Source organism: Microbulbifer sp. (genome assembly GCF_036563125.1).
GTDB lineage: Bacteria > Pseudomonadota > Gammaproteobacteria > Pseudomonadales > Cellvibrionaceae > Microbulbifer.
Genome location: NZ_DATCMV010000035.1, coordinates 33,183 through 49,087, shown reverse-complemented (window position 1 = coordinate 49,087; position 15,905 = coordinate 33,183). Strand labels below are relative to the sequence as shown.

At 59.5% G+C, this 15,905-nt stretch carries 12 protein-coding genes; 7 read left to right on the top strand and 5 right to left on the bottom strand.

Annotated elements, in window-relative coordinates; genetic code table 11:
• Window positions 1-49: 49 nt before the first annotated feature.
• Window positions 50-718, bottom strand: coding sequence for an outer membrane beta-barrel protein (locus tag VIL80_RS02810; RefSeq protein WP_332034638.1), 669 nt, complete (start codon window positions 716-718; stop codon window positions 50-52).
• 250 nt (window positions 719-968) lie between these two features.
• Here VIL80_RS02810 and sbcB point away from each other — a divergent pair, with 250 nt between their 5' ends.
• Both sbcB and VIL80_RS02800 read left to right on the top strand, forming a co-directional pair.
• Complete coding sequence (gene sbcB, locus VIL80_RS02805) at window positions 969-2,405, top strand: exodeoxyribonuclease I (RefSeq protein WP_332034637.1); 1,437 nt, start codon at window positions 969-971, stop codon at window positions 2,403-2,405.
• Window positions 2,406-2,516: 111 nt separating this feature from the next.
• Window positions 2,517-3,533, top strand: a complete 1,017-nt coding sequence (locus VIL80_RS02800; RefSeq protein WP_332034636.1) for an aspartate carbamoyltransferase — start codon at window positions 2,517-2,519, stop codon at window positions 3,531-3,533.
• 63 nt (window positions 3,534-3,596) lie between these two features.
• Here the strand turns inward: VIL80_RS02800 and VIL80_RS02795 are convergent, their stop codons facing one another.
• From VIL80_RS02795 to VIL80_RS02785, 3 genes are all read right to left on the bottom strand, one after another.
• Entirely contained in the window at window positions 3,597-4,871 is a 1,275-nt protein-coding gene (locus tag VIL80_RS02795) for an aspartate aminotransferase type Ic (RefSeq protein WP_332034635.1), read from the bottom strand.
• Between the two features lie 219 nt (window positions 4,872-5,090).
• The gene (locus tag VIL80_RS02790) at window positions 5,091-5,963 is read right to left on the bottom strand and encodes a DUF6279 family lipoprotein (protein WP_332034634.1); all 873 of its coding nucleotides are present in this window, start codon (window positions 5,961-5,963) and stop codon (window positions 5,091-5,093) included.
• Between the two features lie 58 nt (window positions 5,964-6,021).
• Window positions 6,022-7,380: a substrate-binding domain-containing protein gene (locus VIL80_RS02785; protein WP_332034633.1), complete on the bottom strand. Its 1,359-nt coding sequence runs from the start codon at window positions 7,378-7,380 to the stop codon at window positions 6,022-6,024.
• A gap of 449 nt (window positions 7,381-7,829) precedes the next feature.
• On the opposite strand from VIL80_RS02785, the gene nagK reads away from it, so the two are divergent.
• From nagK to VIL80_RS02765, 4 genes are all read left to right on the top strand, one after another.
• Window positions 7,830-8,780 carry an N-acetylglucosamine kinase gene (gene nagK, locus VIL80_RS02780; RefSeq protein WP_332034632.1) on the top strand — a complete coding sequence of 317 codons (951 nt, stop codon included), beginning with the start codon at window positions 7,830-7,832 and terminating at the stop codon, window positions 8,778-8,780.
• 122 nt (window positions 8,781-8,902) lie between these two features.
• A complete protein-coding gene (nagB-II, locus tag VIL80_RS02775) occupies window positions 8,903-9,901 on the top strand; it encodes a glucosamine-6-phosphate deaminase NagB-II (protein ID WP_332034631.1) in 999 nt (332 codons plus the stop codon).
• Between the two features lie 8 nt (window positions 9,902-9,909).
• A complete protein-coding gene (nagA, locus tag VIL80_RS02770) occupies window positions 9,910-11,058 on the top strand; it encodes an N-acetylglucosamine-6-phosphate deacetylase (RefSeq protein ID WP_332034630.1) in 1,149 nt (382 codons plus the stop codon).
• A 92-nt stretch (window positions 11,059-11,150) separates the two neighbouring features.
• A complete protein-coding gene (locus tag VIL80_RS02765; protein ID WP_332034629.1) occupies window positions 11,151-12,482 on the top strand; it encodes a sugar MFS transporter in 1,332 nt (443 codons plus the stop codon).
• A 199-nt stretch (window positions 12,483-12,681) separates the two neighbouring features.
• Here the strand turns inward: VIL80_RS02765 and VIL80_RS02760 are convergent, their stop codons facing one another.
• Window positions 12,682-13,728, bottom strand: coding sequence for a LacI family DNA-binding transcriptional regulator (locus VIL80_RS02760; RefSeq protein WP_332034628.1), 1,047 nt, complete (start codon window positions 13,726-13,728; stop codon window positions 12,682-12,684).
• 440 nt (window positions 13,729-14,168) lie between these two features.
• Between VIL80_RS02760 and pgi the strand changes: the two genes are divergently transcribed.
• Complete coding sequence (gene pgi / locus VIL80_RS02755; RefSeq protein WP_332034627.1) at window positions 14,169-15,896, top strand: glucose-6-phosphate isomerase; 1,728 nt, start codon at window positions 14,169-14,171, stop codon at window positions 15,894-15,896.
• Window positions 15,897-15,905: the final 9 nt, after the last annotated feature.

Genomic DNA, 15,905 nt, shown 5'->3' with positions numbered 1-15,905 from the left:
TTTGCAACCGGCAGCACCCACCCTGACAGGTGGGGCCGCCGAATACAGGTCAGAAGCGCAGTCCGACAGAGAGGCTGCCGAGAGCCGGGGAGGTGTCCTCCATACGGTAGACGGTATAGTCGGCACTGAAGACCCAGTTGCTCGCACCGAAACCCAGGGTTACGCCATAGTAGGGGTCGTTGCCTTCGGTGCGGTAGCTGTATTCGCTGGTGTAGTCTTCAGAAATATACACTTCATAGGAACCTGAACTACTACTCATTTCATACTGGGTATATGTACCACTTTCGGAAATGTCAGTTTCCTCTTCCCACTTGTGATAGCCGAAGCGCAGCCCCGCGGAAAAACCCTGATAGACGTTGGTAGTCAACACCGCGCCAATGGCTTGTGTGCTCCAGGATCGGTTTAGATCAACCGATGCCGCCCGCTCTACTAAATAGTCATCCCAGCCTTGTTCCCCATAATTGGAAGAGTAGTCGTAGGACTTCGATAACTCCCCCAGATGTATATAACTGCTTTCCAGTGCCAGGAAGGGGCTGCTCTGGTATCCAAAGGTTATACCGTAGCCACTGGGCTGGTCAGTGTTATACCCATCCAGTTCCTGGATATCCGGGTCGACGCTACCGAAACTGAATTTCAGGTAGAGCGGGGACGAATACGGATCGTGGGCCGATGCAAACGGCGAAAGTGCCAGCAACATCGCGCATACAAGCTTTCTCAACGCGGGTACTCCATTGTTTTATGGGTGTTTTCCTCGGTTGCCCCGACCATGACCCAGCGATTAGCCAGTAGCGAAGCGGCGCGAAATGTATCCCAATTCACACGGGGAAACAAAAATGAGGTTGGGTGCGGCAGCGGCGGCGGTCTTGCCGGGCAGCCTACCGATCGGAAGTCCCCAACAGGATGGTGCTCACCGCCAGACAGAAGCAGCTGCAATTGGTTACCATGGGACAAAAATTACTGGAGGCACCATGGCGACCACGCTGTACTGGCACGACTATGAAACCTGGGGTACGGATCCAGGGGCAGATAAACCTTCTCAGTTTGCCGGTATTCGCACCGACGAGGCGCTCAATGTCATCGGCGATCCGCTGATGATCTACAGCAAGCCAGCCAGTGACTGCCTGCCGCAGCCGATGGCAGCGCTGGTGACCGGGCTCGCACCGCAGAAGGCGTTTGCCGAAGGGGTGCCGGAAATCGATTTTATCCGCCGTATTCTCGACGAACTTGGTGCGCCGGGTACCTGTGGCGTGGGGTACAACAGCCTGCGGTTCGACGACGAGGTCACCCGCCACACCCTGTACCGCAACCTGCTCGACCCCTACGAGCGCGAGTGGCGTTCCGGCAATAGCCGCTGGGACATCATCGATATGGTGCGGCTGACCTATGCCCTGCGCCCCGAGGGCATCGAGTGGCCGCTGCGGGAAACCGCCAGCGGCGAGCGTGTCCCGTCATTCCGCCTGGAAGAGCTGACGGCGGCCAATGGCATCAGTCATGTAGGTGCGCACGATGCGCTCTCCGACGTGCGTGCCACCATCGATATGGCGCGCCTGATCCGCGAGAAGCAGCCCAAGCTATACGACTACGTCTACAACCTGCGCCGCAAACAGGAAGTGGCGAAGCTGCTGAACCCGCGGGATCGCAAACCCCTGCTGCATGTATCCGGCAAGGTGCCTGCAACCCAGGGGCACCTCACCTATGTACTGCCGCTGGCGATGCACCCGGTGAATCGCAATGCGGTGATCTGTGCCAATCTGGCCATGGACCCACAGCCGATCCTGGACCTCGACGCGGATACCCTGCGCGAGCGTCTCTACACCGCCCGCGACAAGCTGGGCGAGGGCGAACTGCCCTCGGGCCTGAAACTTATCCACATGAACCGCTGCCCGGTGCTGGCGCCGGCGAACATGCTGTCTGACCAGCGCGCTGCGGAACTCGATATCGACAAGGCGGCCTGCGAGGCCAACTGGCGCGCGCTGCAGGGGCCGGATCTCACGGAAAAGCTGCACAAGGTATTTCTCGACGGCGAGTTTCCAGCGAAGGATGTGGAGGCGCGCCTGTACGACGGCTTTATGAACGACGCCGACCGCGACCTCTGCCGCCAGCTGCACACCGCGCTGGCAAGCCGCGGCCCGGAGGCACTGGCGGGGCAGTTCCCGTTTTCCGATTCGCGCCTGCCGGAACTACTCTTTCGCCTGCGCGCGCGCAATTTCCCCGAAACCCTGAGCGAAGAAGAGCAGGAGCGCTGGGAGGAGTGGCGCTACCAGCGCCTGACCGACCCGGCATTCGGGGCGAGTATTACCATGGAGCCGTACTTCGAGGAGATCGCGCAATTGCGCGAGTCCTTCCCCGAGCGCAGCGACCTGCTGGATCAGTTGGAAGCCTGGGGTGACACTTTGATGGGCTGAAGCCGTTAACCCCACTTAGTGTCTATTCCGGGGGCGGGCGCGCGCGTAGAATAGCCGCCCGCTAAAGCCGCCGGCGATCCCGGCGCAATCTGTGCACAAAGTGGAGCATCAATGGACTTTATCGGCGCCAACATCCTTTCCGTAAGCCAGTTCGAACGCGGTGACATCGACCGTATCTTTGCCGTGGCCGACACCATGGTCCCCTACGCCCGCCGGGAGAAAGTGACCCGGGTTCTCGAGGGCGCGATCCTAGGCAATATGTTTTTCGAGCCCAGCACCCGCACCCGGGTGAGCTTTGGCTGCGCGTTCAACCTGCTCGGCGGCACCGTGCGCGAGACGGTTGGGGTTTCGGCCAGCTCGCTGGCCAAGGGCGAATCCCTGTACGACACCGCGCGGGTACTTTCCGGTTACTCCGACGTGATCTGTATGCGCCACCCGCAGTCAGGTTCGGTGGCGGAGTTTGCCGCCGCGAGCCGGGTGCCGGTGGTGAACGGCGGTGACGGTGCCAATGAACACCCGACCCAGGCGCTGCTCGACCTGTACACCATCCGCAAGGAGCTGGAAGGCAAGGGCCGCTCGCTGGACAACTTCCGTATCGCCATGATCGGCGACCTCAAGCACGGCCGCACCGTGCACTCCCTGTGCAAGCTGCTGTGCCTGTTTGAAAAAGTCCAGCTGGTACTGGTGTCGCCGGGAGAGCTGGCAATGCCGGAAGTGGTGGTGGAGAAGCTGCGCGAGGCGGGGCACGAGGTGACCATTACCGATCAGCTGGAGCCGTCGATCAAGCATGTGGATATCGTCTACTCCACCCGCATCCAGGAAGAGCGCTTTGAATCCCAGGCCGAGGCCGACCGCTACCGTGGCCGCTTCCGCCTGAACCGCGACATCTTCACCCGCCACGCGGAGCCCAATACCGTCATCATGCACCCGCTGCCGCGGGATTCCCGCGCCGAGGCCAACGAGCTGGACTCGGACCTGAACGAGCACCCAGGGTTGGCGATCTTCCGCCAGACCGACAACGGTCTGCTGGTGCGGATGGCATTGTTTGCAATGTTGCTGGGGGTGGAAGATAAGGTGGCCCAGTACGCGCGCCCGATTACCTGGCAGACACGGCGCAACGAAATTTAATCCGTGTGAAATAAAAAACCCGGCCAATAGCCGGGTTTTTTCGTTCTGGCGCGGTGAAAAAAATCAGGCCGCTTCCAGCGCCTTGCGCACGGTTGCCAGTTTCACACACAGTACGAACACGGACATGGCGGTGTCCAGCTCCTCCAGTGGCGGGAAGCTGGGGGCGATGCGGATGTTGCTGTTTTCCGGGTCCTTGCCGTAGGGGAAGGTGGCGCCGGCGGGGGTGAGTTTTACCCCGGCTTCCGCAGACAGGCGGATCACTTCCTGGGCGCAGCCCGGGCGGGTGTTGAAGGAAACGAAGTAGCCGCCTTCCGGCTTTTCCCACTGACCCAGGTCGGAATCCGCGAAGTTCTTGTCCAGGTGCTCGAGCACACAGGCAAATTTCGGACGCAGGATTTCCGCGTGTTTTTGCATGTGATCTTTCAGCTGGCTCAGCTCCGGGAACAGGCGTACGTGACGCAGCTGGTTCACCTTGTCCGGGCCAATGGTCATGGCGGACATCTGCTTTTTCAGGGACGCCAGGTTGGCCGGGCTCGCGCTTACAAAGGCGACGCCGGAACCGGCGTGGGTGACCTTCGAGGTAGAGGCGAACTGCAGCACCGAATCGGCGGTGTCGTTGCCGAGGGCCGCCTCGCGGATATTCGGCAGTTTTACCTGATGGTCCAGGTCGTGAATCGCGTAGGCGTTGTCCCAGAAAATACGGAAGCCCGGGTTGGCGAACTTGGCCAGCTGCGCCAGGCGGTCAACGGTATCCGCGTCGTAGGTAACGCCGGTGGGGTTGGAGAATTTCGGTACGCACCACAGACCGATGATGTCGTTGTCTTCACGAATCTTCTGCTCCAGCACGTCCATGTCCGGACCGGTGGCGGTCATGGGCACGGTTTCCAGCGCAATACCCAGCTGTTCGCAGATGGCGAAGTGACGGTCATAGCCGGGCACCGGGCACAGGAATTTCGGCGCCTTCAGATCCTTCCACGGCTGGTTGCCGGCAAAGCCGAACAGGTAACCGGTGAGTACCGCGTGGTACATCATGGTCAGGGAGCTGCTGCCGCCGGCGAGCACTTCCTCGAACGGAACCTGAAGAATATCCGCACCCAGTTCGCGCGCGGCGGCGATGCCCTCGAGGCCGCCGTAGTTGCGGGTGTCGGTGCCATCCGGGGCGCGGTAATCGCCGTTGAGAATGCCGTCCAGGCTGTCGGACAGTGCCAGTTGATCCGCCGCCGGTTTACCGCGGGTCAGGTCCAGGCTCAGATTGTGCTGGCAAATGCGCTGGTATTGCTGCTCCAGCTCTTTTTCCCACTGTTGCAGCTGCTCGCGTTGGGCGGTCTCGATACGCACGGAAAATCCTCTTCTCTTTACGGGTAATTGGCGGTTGAACTTGCGGGGAGGGAGCTTATCAGCAGCCGGCGGATTGCGTCATGTTTTCTGTCGTTTTTTTGCAGGAAAACCCGATAAAAATAGGGATTTCCAACGGAAAATTTGTTGCAGGTGAAACTGACTTCAGCGGCGCATATACGCCCCCCTTTGCGGGCTTACCGTGAATAGGCGAAGACGGGATCAGGGACTCTGCGCGGCCAGGAAGCGAAAGTCGCTGGCGTACTCCCGCATCGTGGTTTTGAGGTGCTCGCGCTGCTCGGGGGTCGCATTTTGCAATACCTCGCTGCCGAGATTCCGGGCCTGGATACGCAGTTGCTCCTGCATCTGGCGGTAGTCCTCCGACCACAACGTCTGCGGGTCGATCAGCAGGTCCCGCAGGGTCTGCTCGTAACCGTCGGGTTTGTCTTTTAGCGTTTGGATAAAAACGTTGGTCCAGCGCTGGCGCTGCGCGTCACGGCGTTTGGGGTCGAAGGTGGTGCTTACCAGTTCACGCTCGACCATGGCGTCCTGCTCCTGAGTCAGGTCGCCGAGCCAGCGCTCAGCCTCTTTGCGGAACGCCTTTTCGCGCTTGTGCTGATCCTTCTGCCATTTCTTCAGGGATTTTTCCCGCTCTTTGCGGGCGTTGTCTGCAAGTTGCGAGATCTGTGCGTCGTCCAGCTGGAGCAGAATTGGCAGCAGCAGATCGCTCAGCATGGTAATGGAGCTATTCCAGAATTCATCCGTCTTTTTTTCGATCTCGGTCAGGCGAGCGGGGACGGTATCTGCAGGGGAGTCCACCTCGGCGGCAAGTTGGTCGAGGTAGTCCGCGTAGCGGGGCAGTTGGGTCTGGCGGTGCCAGCGGTGGAATTCGTCCACCCGCTGGGAAAGCAGGTCCTCCTGCGGGCCTTCAAGGTCCAGGTATTTATTGAGGGTGCGGTCCATCCACCAGTCGAGATAGCCGTAGGCCAGACGCAGGCTGGAACAGCCGCCAAGTAACAACAGGGCGAGCGCCAACAGAACCGTGGCTAGCCGGATGTTGGGCGGGATCTTCGGTGTGTGCGGCGCATTGCTCATGGCAGTAAATATAGCTGCTGCCTTCTTTATTTGTGGTTCAGCGCACCGCGCCTGGCAATCAGTTTATCCAGACTTCCACCCGGCTGTTTTTCACCGGCCCCTGCTCGCTGTCGGCAGTCAGCGGCGCGAATGCGCCGACGGCCATGATCTGGCTGTCACCCATCTGGTGGTCACGCAGCAGCGCGCCCTGCACCTTGAGGGCGCGGAAGCGGGATATCAGCTCGGAGATGTTGGCATTGGCCTTGCGATCGGAAAAGCCCACCAGTGTGAGGGAAAGGTTGCGGTTTTCCGCCTCCGCCATGAAATCCTGCAGCCGGTGCAGGTCCCGCAGGGCGCGGTTGTCGAGTTCGGTGCTGCCATCCGCAAAGCGGAACGAGATACTGAGGCGCGAGCCGCTTGCCATCAGTTTGCGATAGTTGTCTGGTGCATTCGCGTAGGGGGCCATCTTTACCGCGACCGGCGTGAGGTTGATGAAACCGGTGTCAGCGACAATCTGCTGGCCGCTCGTGGACTCCACAAAATGCAGGAAGCCGTCTACCTGCGGGTGGAAGCTGCCCGGATTGCGGTAGAGATACAGGCGGCGGGTGAGGGGGAAATCCTCGGTAGCGATGATGCCGCGGTCCGGCACTAACGCCGCCAGGTCGCCGGACTTGATGGCTACCTTGTGCAGTCCGTCGGCATCGGCGAAGGGCAGGTAGCCTATGGCTGCCAGATCCTGTTCCACCAGTGCGCGGGTCTCGTGGTTGCCGGATACCTGATGGGTAAACGGCGCGGCGGAACGGCTGCCGCCAAATACCTCCTCATCGAACGTGGCGCGGGTGCCGGACTCCATGTCCCGGTGCAGTGGGTGGATTGGCAGATCCGGGCCACCCAGTTGGCCCCAGTTGCGGATCTTGCCGCTATAGATATCGGCCAGTTGCGCCACGCTCAGCTGGGATACCGGGTTGTCCTTGTGCACGGTGATTACCAGCGCATCCAGACCGATTACATGTTCCGCCTGCGGCCCGGTAAAGTCTCCGAGTCGGGCGAGGGCGTGCACTTCGCTGGATTTGATCCTGCGCGATGCCATGGCGATGTCGGCGCTGCCGGTGTCGAGGGCCTTGAAGCCGGTGCTGGAACCCAGCGCAATAATCGGAACCACAATGGCCTCGCCCTGCAGGCGGGCACTGATCCAGTGCTTTTCACCTTCACTGCGCTGGCGGATGTCACTCGCCCCAATGGATTCGAGATAGTCCTTTACCAGGGCCGGCGCCAGGTCCGCGCCGATGGTGTTCGAACCGGTCAGGCGAAACAGGGTTTTGGCGGCGCCTTCACTGGCTCCTGCCAGGGTAGAGAACAGCAGTGCCACGGCGGTAACCATGGGCAGCAGTAACCTTGCAATATAGGTGGTATGTACCGAGTGCCTGCGAATACCCATTATTCCCCCTTTGCGTACGTCCTGTGTCTTTTCGGCAGCCGGCTTTGAGAGCGGGTGCTCATTGTCAGCAGGCGCGCGCTTTATCGCAGAAAACTGTGACCGAGTTATTGCAATAAGATTGAACTCGCCCGGTATGCGGCGTTCCAATCTCTGCGGAGGCGATAAGCACACCGGTGTTCGATTTTTAGTTGGACCCCGTATCGGCACACGGTAGGATTATCCGGTTGTCGGTTTTTTCACCACCTGTGGTGGCGTACTGACATATTCTTGAGAAACTCGTGGAGTTTTTTTTACAAAAGGGCATGACAACGCTGTCATTTGTCTTGTAGTATTTCTTCCATATTGGCACAGGCGTCACGAGCGCCGCGCCGGATCTCCCTGGGGCGCAGGAAATGCGATGGGGAATCCGGTGGGATACATAACAATAGAAATCTTAGGGGCCGGACCAGATGGTTGCTTTAAGAGACAGCAGGGACATTCTCTACGTTGGCGTTGATGGCGGTGGCAGTAAGTGCCGCGCTTCTGTATTTGATGCCGACAACCGCCTGCTGGGTACCGGTGTTTCCGGACCCGCGAATCCCCTTCATGGTTACGCGCAGACTATTGACTCTATCGTACGCTCCGCGGCACTGGCGGTAGCGGATGCCGGTCTGCCGGCGGAAACCCTGGGTGAGCTGGTGGCCGGTGTCGGCCTGGCCGGCGTCAACATGCCTCGCCTCTATAACGAAATGAGTGCCTGGGCACATCCGTTCAAACAAATGTTCCTCACCACCGACCAGCACTCCGCCTGTCTCGGCGCCCACCGCGGCGGCGACGGCGCAGTCATTATCGCCGGCACTGGCTCCGTGGGTTACTCCTGGGTCAAGGGTCGCAGCGAGATTGTTGGTGGTCACGGTTTCCCCCACGGCGACAAGGGCAGTGGTGCCTGGCTGGGGATGGAAGCGGTCAAATACCTGCTGATGGCGATGGAAGGCCTGGCCCAGGACTCCATGCTGAAGCAGGAGCTGCAGCAGGCACTCGGTACCAGTGATCCCTACGATGTGATCGAAATGATGGCGGGCAAGCCCTCCAGTCAATACGCCAAACTGGCGGTGCCCGTCGTGGAATGTGCGGAAGCGAACTGCCCGGTCGCGGCGTCGATCATGCGCGATGGTGCGGCATATATCAGCGATCTTGCCGACAAGTTGATGGAGTGCAAGCCGCCGCGCCTGTCCATGATTGGCGGTCTCGCGCCCCGGCTCAAACCCTGGCTCAAGCCCCATGTGGCGGAGAGGGTGTCCGACCCGCTGGATCCACCGGAACTGGGTTGCGTGTACTTCGCGCAGCACTCCCTTGCCGCGTTGGGCGACGGCAGTGCCCCCTCGGCAGAAGAGGTCGATGCCAAGGCGCTCTTCGGATAAAGCAGCCCCAAGGTAGAAACGCGCCCTTTGGATAAGCGGGCACATTAGCTAGAACACACAGGTTACATGGACTTTTTATGAGCACAGTGAACTCCACTGAAGCCAGCAAGGCGGGTGCATCTATGACGATGACAGTAATGGAAACCGAGGCCCGAGAGGCCCCGAGCCGGATTGCCGAACAGCTGCAGAACAATGCGCCGATCATGGCGGAACTGGGTGAACGCCTGCGCAACAAGCCGCCGCGCTTCGTGATGATCGTGGGCCGCGGTTCCTCCGACCACGCCGGTGTGTTCGCCAAATACCTGATTGAAATCGAAACCGGCACGCCAACTTTCGCCGCCGCGCCCTCCGTTTCCAGTGTGTACGGTAAAAAACTGAAGCTTGAAGACGCGCTGGTCATCGTGATTTCCCAGTCTGGCCGCAGCCCGGACATCCTCGCCCAGGCGCAGATGGCCAAAGACGCCGGTGCCTATACCATTGCGCTGGTGAACGACGAAACCGCGCCGATCAAGGACATTGTTGATCAGGTAGTGCCGCTGAAAGCGGGCCCGGAGCTGGCGGTCGCCGCTACCAAAAGTTACCTGTGCACCCTGTCTGCGGTACTGCAACTGGTGGCCAACTGGACCCAGGACGCCGAGCTGAAAGCCGGCGTGGAGATGCTGCCCAAGGCGCTGACCGAAGCTATCGAATCCGAGATACAGCTGCGCCCGGAAGACCTGGCGGCGGTGAAGAACCTGGTCGTACTGGGGCGGGGCCCCGGTTACGGCATCACCCGCGAGCTGGCACTGAAACTGAAAGAGGTGTGCAACATTCACGCGGAGTCCTTCTCCAGCGCGGAATTCCTGCACGGCCCCGTGACCCTGGTTGAGCAGAAGCTCACCGTGGTGAACGTGCCCATTGAAGATGAGTCTTTCAAAGCGCACAGCGAACAGATTGCCGACATCGTCCGTCGCGGCGGCACCCTGATCAATCTGCATGTGCCGAGCAAGGGCGTGCATCCGCGTGTAGCGCCGCTGGCGTTGCTGCAGCGTTTCTATCTCGACGTTGCCCATGTGGCGGTCAGCCGTGGTATCAACCCGGATGAGCCGGCAGGTCTGAAAAAAGTTACCCAGACCATCTGATTGGACCAGTGGCGGCATCCGGGAGCGAGCAAGTGGTACAGGCATTTATTGCAGAACAGTTATTCGACGGCGAACAGCTGCACCGCGAGGTTGCTCTGACCGTGGATGGCGGCAAGGTAGTCTCCGTCGGCGGTGCGCCGACGGCGGATGCGGTACGTCTGCAGGGCCTGCTGGCGCCCGGCCTGATCGATGTGCAAGTAAATGGTGGTGGTGGGGCGCTGTTCAACAACGACACCAGCGTGAGCGCGCTGGGCAAGATGTCCGCGGCCCACGCCCGTTTTGGTACCACCGGCTTTATGCCCACCCTGATCACCGATCAGGTGGATGTGATGCAGAAGGCCGCTGACGCTGTGAGTGCGGCGTTGAACGAAGGCGTGCCGGGCGTGCTGGGGGTGCATTTCGAAGGGCCGCACCTGAGCACGCCGAAGAAGGGCACCCACGAGGAAAAGTTCATTCGCCCGCTCAGCGAAGAGGAGCTGGCGATTTACGCGCGGGATGACCTCGGCCTGAAAATGGTCACCCTGGCGCCGGAAAATGTGTCTCCCGAGGATATCGCCAAACTGGTGTCCCTCGGGGTAAGAGTCTGTCTCGGTCACTCCAATGCCGATGGCAAAACCGTGGCTGCTGCGGTCGCTGCGGGTGCGACGGGGTTTACCCATCTGTACAACGCGATGTCTCCGCTGCACTCCCGCGATCCCGGTATGGTTGGTACTGCACTGATCAGCGATGGCTGCTGGTGCGGATTGATTGCCGACGGCCATCATGTGAGCCCGGAGGCCATGACGCTGGCGTTGAAAGCCAAGCCCCGTGGCAAGGTTATGCTGGTGACCGATGCCATGTCCTTGGTGGGCAGTGATGAAATGAGCTTTCCGCTGTTCGAGCGCATCGTCACCCGCGACGGTGACAAGCTGACATCGACTACCGGTGAACTGGCCGGCTCGCACCTGGATATGATCGGCGCTGTGCGCAATATCCGCGACTGGTGCGGGGTGGAATTGACTGAGGCGCTGCGTATGGCCGGTCTGTATCCGGCCGAGTATCTCGGCACCAGGGGCGGGCGCATCGTGGCGGGTGCGCCGGCGGATATGATTCTTTTGAGTGAAGAACTGAAAGTCCAGAAAACCTGGATAAATGGCCGGGAAGTTTTTTCGGCCTGAGAAATATCGGCACTGCCATGTAGTGCCAGAAAATTTTTTGACGAGTAAGACCCAGAAAACCGATAACCCAGATAACGATAAATGGTGAAGCAATGAATACCGCAGTCATAGCCCAGCGCGAATCGCGCAGCAGCATTCTGCCCATGGCCATCATCGGCCTGCTGTTCTTTATATTTGGTTTTGTTACCTGGCTGAACGGTGCGTTGATTCCGTTTTTGCAGACCATTTGTGAGCTGAGTGCGTTTCAGGCGATGCTGGTTGCCTCCGCCTTCTATATCGCCTACACCGTGATGGCATTGCCGATGGCTGCGATCATCGAGCGCACCGGCTACAAAACCGGGATGGCACTCGGTCTGGCGCTGGTGGCCATCGGTGCACTTATTTTTATTCCCGCTGCCTACAGCCGGATGTTCGGAATTTTCTTGTTGGCGCAGTTTGTGGTCGGCTCCGGTCTTACCATTCTGCAGACCGCCTCCAACCCCTATGTGGTAAAAGTCGGCGCGCCCGAAACGGCCGCGGTACGCATCTGTATCATGGGGCTGCTGAACAAGGGGGCGGGTATTGTTGCTCCTCTGGTATTCACCGCGCTGGTACTGTCCGGTATTTCCGGCGTCAGCGATGCCGAGCTGTCAGCCCTGAATGCCGCCGCGAAAGACGCCAAGCTGGATGAGCTGGCCGGTCAGTTGGTTACGCCTTACATCGGCATGGCCATTCTCGGTCTGGTGCTGGCCGTCGCTATGATGTTCGCGCCGCTGCCGGATATTGAAGACGAGGCGGTGGAAGGGCAGGAAGAAGCCGCGGTTACCCTGATGGGTCTGAAAAAATTCCCGCAGCTGGTGCTCGGTGCCATCGCCCTGTTTTTCTACGTGGGTGTGGAAGTGATCGCCGGTGACGCTATCGGTCTGCTGGGCAAACAAGCGGGTCTGGATACCGCCGTTGCCTCGGTACTTACCTCGTACACCATGGTGTTCATGGTGCTGGGTTATATCTACGGCACCATCGCCATTCCGCGCTTTATCAGCCAGCAGACTGCGCTGCTGATCTCCGCGGTGCTGGGTATTGTGTTTACCTTCGCGGTTATGAGCGGTTCCCTGAAAAGTACCGCCATGTCGGCGGTGACCCTGGCGCACTTCGGCCTGCCCGAGATTCCGAATGCGGTGTACTTCGTTGCGCTGCTGGGTTTTGCCAACGCCATGTGCTGGCCGGCGATCTGGCCGCTGGCGCTGGAAGGCCTGGGTAAATTCACCTCCAAGGGTGCCGCGCTGTTGATCATGGGTATTTCCGGTGGCGCCATCCTGCCGCCGATGTACGGACATTTCGCCGATACCGGTGACGGCCAGGCGGCCTACATCATCGCGATTCCGGCTTACCTGTTCATCCTGTTTTACGCGCTGAAAGGCCACAAGATGCGCAGCTGGAAATAATCCGGCTGGCAGGTAACCGGGATGGTTACCTGCAGCATTGAATCTGTCAGATTGCTTGTTTTTTGGAAGTTGTGCTTAAAAGGATTTAGTTGTTTGAACTTCTTTATGAAGTTTCTCTCTTTGGTTCTCGTCATCTTTGCCCTCCTAGTGAGGGCCTTTTTTTGCCTGCGATTTCACGCAGAACCCTGTGGGAAGGGCGTCAAGCCGGTGCATTACCGGTCGAGTCGCGCACCAGTAATTCCGGGATAAATTTTTTGGTGATGCCGGCATCCTTGTTGGCGGCGGCGGTTTCCGAGGCACCTTTGCTGCGGGCCTTGTTGAGTACCAGTGCTGCTGCGCAACGGGCAATTTCGTTGTTCGGCTGGTGGGCGGTAGTGAGCTTCGGCCAGGTTTGGCGTGAGAAGGGGCTGTCTTCGAAGCCGACAATGGAAAGCTGCTCGGGAATTTCAATGTGCATCAGGCGCGCCGCAAACAGCGCGCCCGCGGCCATTTCATCGTTGCTGGCAAAAATGGCGGTGGGCGGATTTTCAATGCTGAGCAGCGCCTTCGCGCCCTCGACGCCGGAGTCGAAGGAGTACTCGCCCGGGATGATAAGTGCCGGGTCAACGGCAATGCCGGCTTGCTGCAGTGCGTCCTTGTAACCGTCGAGACGGCCGTGGGTAGAGACGTGCTCCTCGCCACCACACAGGAAACCAATACGTTTGTGGCCGTGCTCGATCAGGTGTTTGGTAATGTCGTAGGACGCGGCGGCGTCATCCACCTGGATGCAGTTGTCTTCATCGCCCTTTGCGGCCCCGCTGGACACAATGCGCACATAGTCGAGGCCAAGTTTTTTGACTTCGTCGATCACTGACTGGGTTTCGGAGAAGGGTGGTGTCAGCACTACGCCCGCCACTTTGGAGTGTTCCACCAGCGCGCGCAGCTCGTCATTAACCTTGTCGGAGCGGGAGTTACTGGGGTGAATCAGCAGTTCGTAGCCGCGCGCCTTGCAGGTTTCGAGAATGCCATTTTGCATGTCGATCACGTAGTAGGCGTTGGGGTTGTCGTAGATCAGCGCAATGGTATAGCTGCGGGTACCCGCCAGGTTGCGCGCCGCCAGATTGGGCTGATAGTGGAGTTCCTCCACAGCATCCATCACCTTCTTGCGTGTGGCCGGCCGCACGGAGGGCTCATTGTTGATAACCCGTGAAACGGTCTTGATCGACACCCCGGCTCGTGCGGCCACGTCGTTGATGGTGCTTTTCATGATCGGCTTTGTTCCTTTAATAGGAGTTCCGTTAGCGGAATTGATCCCTGACTTGCCAAGCCCGACAGTTTACCCGGTTAGAGGCTGCGGGACGATGGCTTTGTGGTCACTGGCCGCGCACCCCGTCCGAAATGGCTGCTTTCGCGGTGATTGACCGCCAATTTTAGGCTGTTCGCCCCAGTTTCACTGCATTTAATCCATGTTTCGCCGCACTCAATCCCTATGCCGGCTCCGGTAACTGCATTTTGGAGGAAAACTACAAACTGGATTGACAGTCTCGGGCATCTGTGTGACGCTGGTGCCAATTTGACAGCGTTGTCATTTGCGGTTGGGGTGTCCTGCGACGGGCATTGGGGGCTGCGAATGTACGCACCAAAATACTAAACAAGAATAACTGGCGCCTGCCAGGCCACGGCCGGCGCCCATTTCGGGGGCTCATCATGCAAGACACTCCATTTCACTCTTCCATTTCACAATCCGCCATCTGGAAACAGCTCGAGACGCGCGCGCTGGAGATGAAAAAACGCCGGCTCGCGGACTTGTTTGTGGACGATCCAGCGAGAGCTGGCGATTTTTCGCTGGAATTACCGGAGTTTTTGCTCGACTACTCCAAAAACCAACTCGATCGACACGTGTTTGCGGATCTCCTACATCTCGCCCGCGAGACCGACCTTGAGCGGTGGCGCGAGGACTTGTTTGCCGGCAAGCCGATCAACGCGACCGAGGGGCGGCCGGTGCTGCATCCCGCGCTGCGCGGTGGATTGGCGGCGGATGTCGAGATAGGCGGTGTATCCGTCACAAGCCTGGTAAGCGCCGAGCTGGAGCGCTTGAAAGAGTTTGTAGTTTTACTACATAATGGCGACCTGACTGGCTACAGCGGTAAACGGATCACCGATGTGGTCAATCTCGGCGTCGGTGGTTCCCATCTGGGGCCGCAGACTGCCATCGAAGCGCTGCGTGCCTACCGGAAGGGCGATGTCGCAGTGCATTTTGTATCCAATGTGGATGGAGCCCAGCTCACGGACGTGCTGGCCGGCCTGGATGCCGAATCGACTTTATTCATCGTTTCGTCGAAGACATTTACCACCAGCGAGACGATGACCAATGCCCGTAGCGCCCTCAACTGGTTGCAACGGGCGGCACCCGGAGCTTCCGCAGAGACACTATTGGGCAAGCAGTTTGTCGCGGTGACAGCAAGGCCGGAGGCGGCGCAAAAATTCGGCGTGTTGCCGGAGCGGGTATTTCGCTTCTGGGATTGGGTGGGGGGACGCTTTTCCCTCTGGTCCAGTATCGGCCTGCCCATCGCCATCGCCTGCGGATTCGAGAATTTCCGCGCACTGCTGGATGGTGCGGCGGGTATGGATACGCACTTCCGCGAGGCACCGCTGGACGCTAACGCGCCGGTGATCATGGCGTTGCTGAGTGTGTGGTACTGCACCTTTATGGGTTACCCGGCCCACGCGGTACTGCCCTACGAGCAGGCGCTGCACATGCTGCCCGCATACCTGCAGCAGGCAGACATGGAGAGCAACGGCAAATCTACCTCCCGCGCCGGACTGGAGGTGGGGTATGCCACCGGGCCCCTGATCTGGGGGCAGACGGGCATCAACGGGCAGCATGCGTTTTACCAGTATCTGCACCAGAGCCCGCAAGTGGTACCCGCCGATTTTATCGGCAGTGTGATGCCGGGCCACGAACTCGATGGTCACCATGAGATTCTGCTGGCGAACATGTTTGCCCAGAGTCAGGCACTGATGAACGGAGTGGATGCCGAGTCCGTTACCCGTGAGTTGTCGGCCAAGGGGCTGTCGCAGGAAGAAATAACAAGGCTCACCCCATTCAAGGTACACAGGGGTGGAAAGCCAAGTAACACAATACTCTTGAAGGAGTTGAGCCCCCGGTCACTGGGAGCGCTGATCGCACTCTACGAGCACAAGATTTTCGCCCAGGGTGTGGTTCTACAGATTTATTCCTTTGATCAGTGGGGTGTGGAGCTGGGGAAAGGTCTGGCCAACAAGCTGGAGCCAAAACTGGCTTCCGGGGCGTTGGACGGAGAAGACGGCTCGACGGTCCAACTGATCGAATACTACCGCCGGATAACCGGCACGGTTACGTACGCGGAGCTGCCTGAAGTCGAGGCGGCTGAGCCTGCTGGAGAACGGGCTTAACTGCATTAT

What these genes read in the sequence shown, in the direction of transcription:
- VIL80_RS02785 (WP_332034633.1), bottom strand. Translation starts at nt 7,380, where the DNA reads ATGGGTATTCGCAGGCACTCGGTACATACCACCTATATTGCAAGGTTA.
- sbcB (WP_332034637.1), top strand. Translation starts at nt 969, where the DNA reads ATGGCGACCACGCTGTACTGGCACGACTATGAAACCTGGGGTACGGAT.
- pgi (WP_332034627.1), top strand. Translation starts at nt 14,169, where the DNA reads ATGCAAGACACTCCATTTCACTCTTCCATTTCACAATCCGCCATCTGG.
- VIL80_RS02800 (WP_332034636.1), top strand. Translation starts at nt 2,517, where the DNA reads ATGGACTTTATCGGCGCCAACATCCTTTCCGTAAGCCAGTTCGAACGC.
- VIL80_RS02760 (WP_332034628.1), bottom strand. Translation starts at nt 13,728, where the DNA reads ATGAAAAGCACCATCAACGACGTGGCCGCACGAGCCGGGGTGTCGATC.
- VIL80_RS02790 (WP_332034634.1), bottom strand. Translation starts at nt 5,963, where the DNA reads ATGAGCAATGCGCCGCACACACCGAAGATCCCGCCCAACATCCGGCTA.
- nagK (WP_332034632.1), top strand. Translation starts at nt 7,830, where the DNA reads ATGGTTGCTTTAAGAGACAGCAGGGACATTCTCTACGTTGGCGTTGAT.
- VIL80_RS02765 (WP_332034629.1), top strand. Translation starts at nt 11,151, where the DNA reads ATGAATACCGCAGTCATAGCCCAGCGCGAATCGCGCAGCAGCATTCTG.
- nagB-II (WP_332034631.1), top strand. Translation starts at nt 8,903, where the DNA reads ATGACGATGACAGTAATGGAAACCGAGGCCCGAGAGGCCCCGAGCCGG.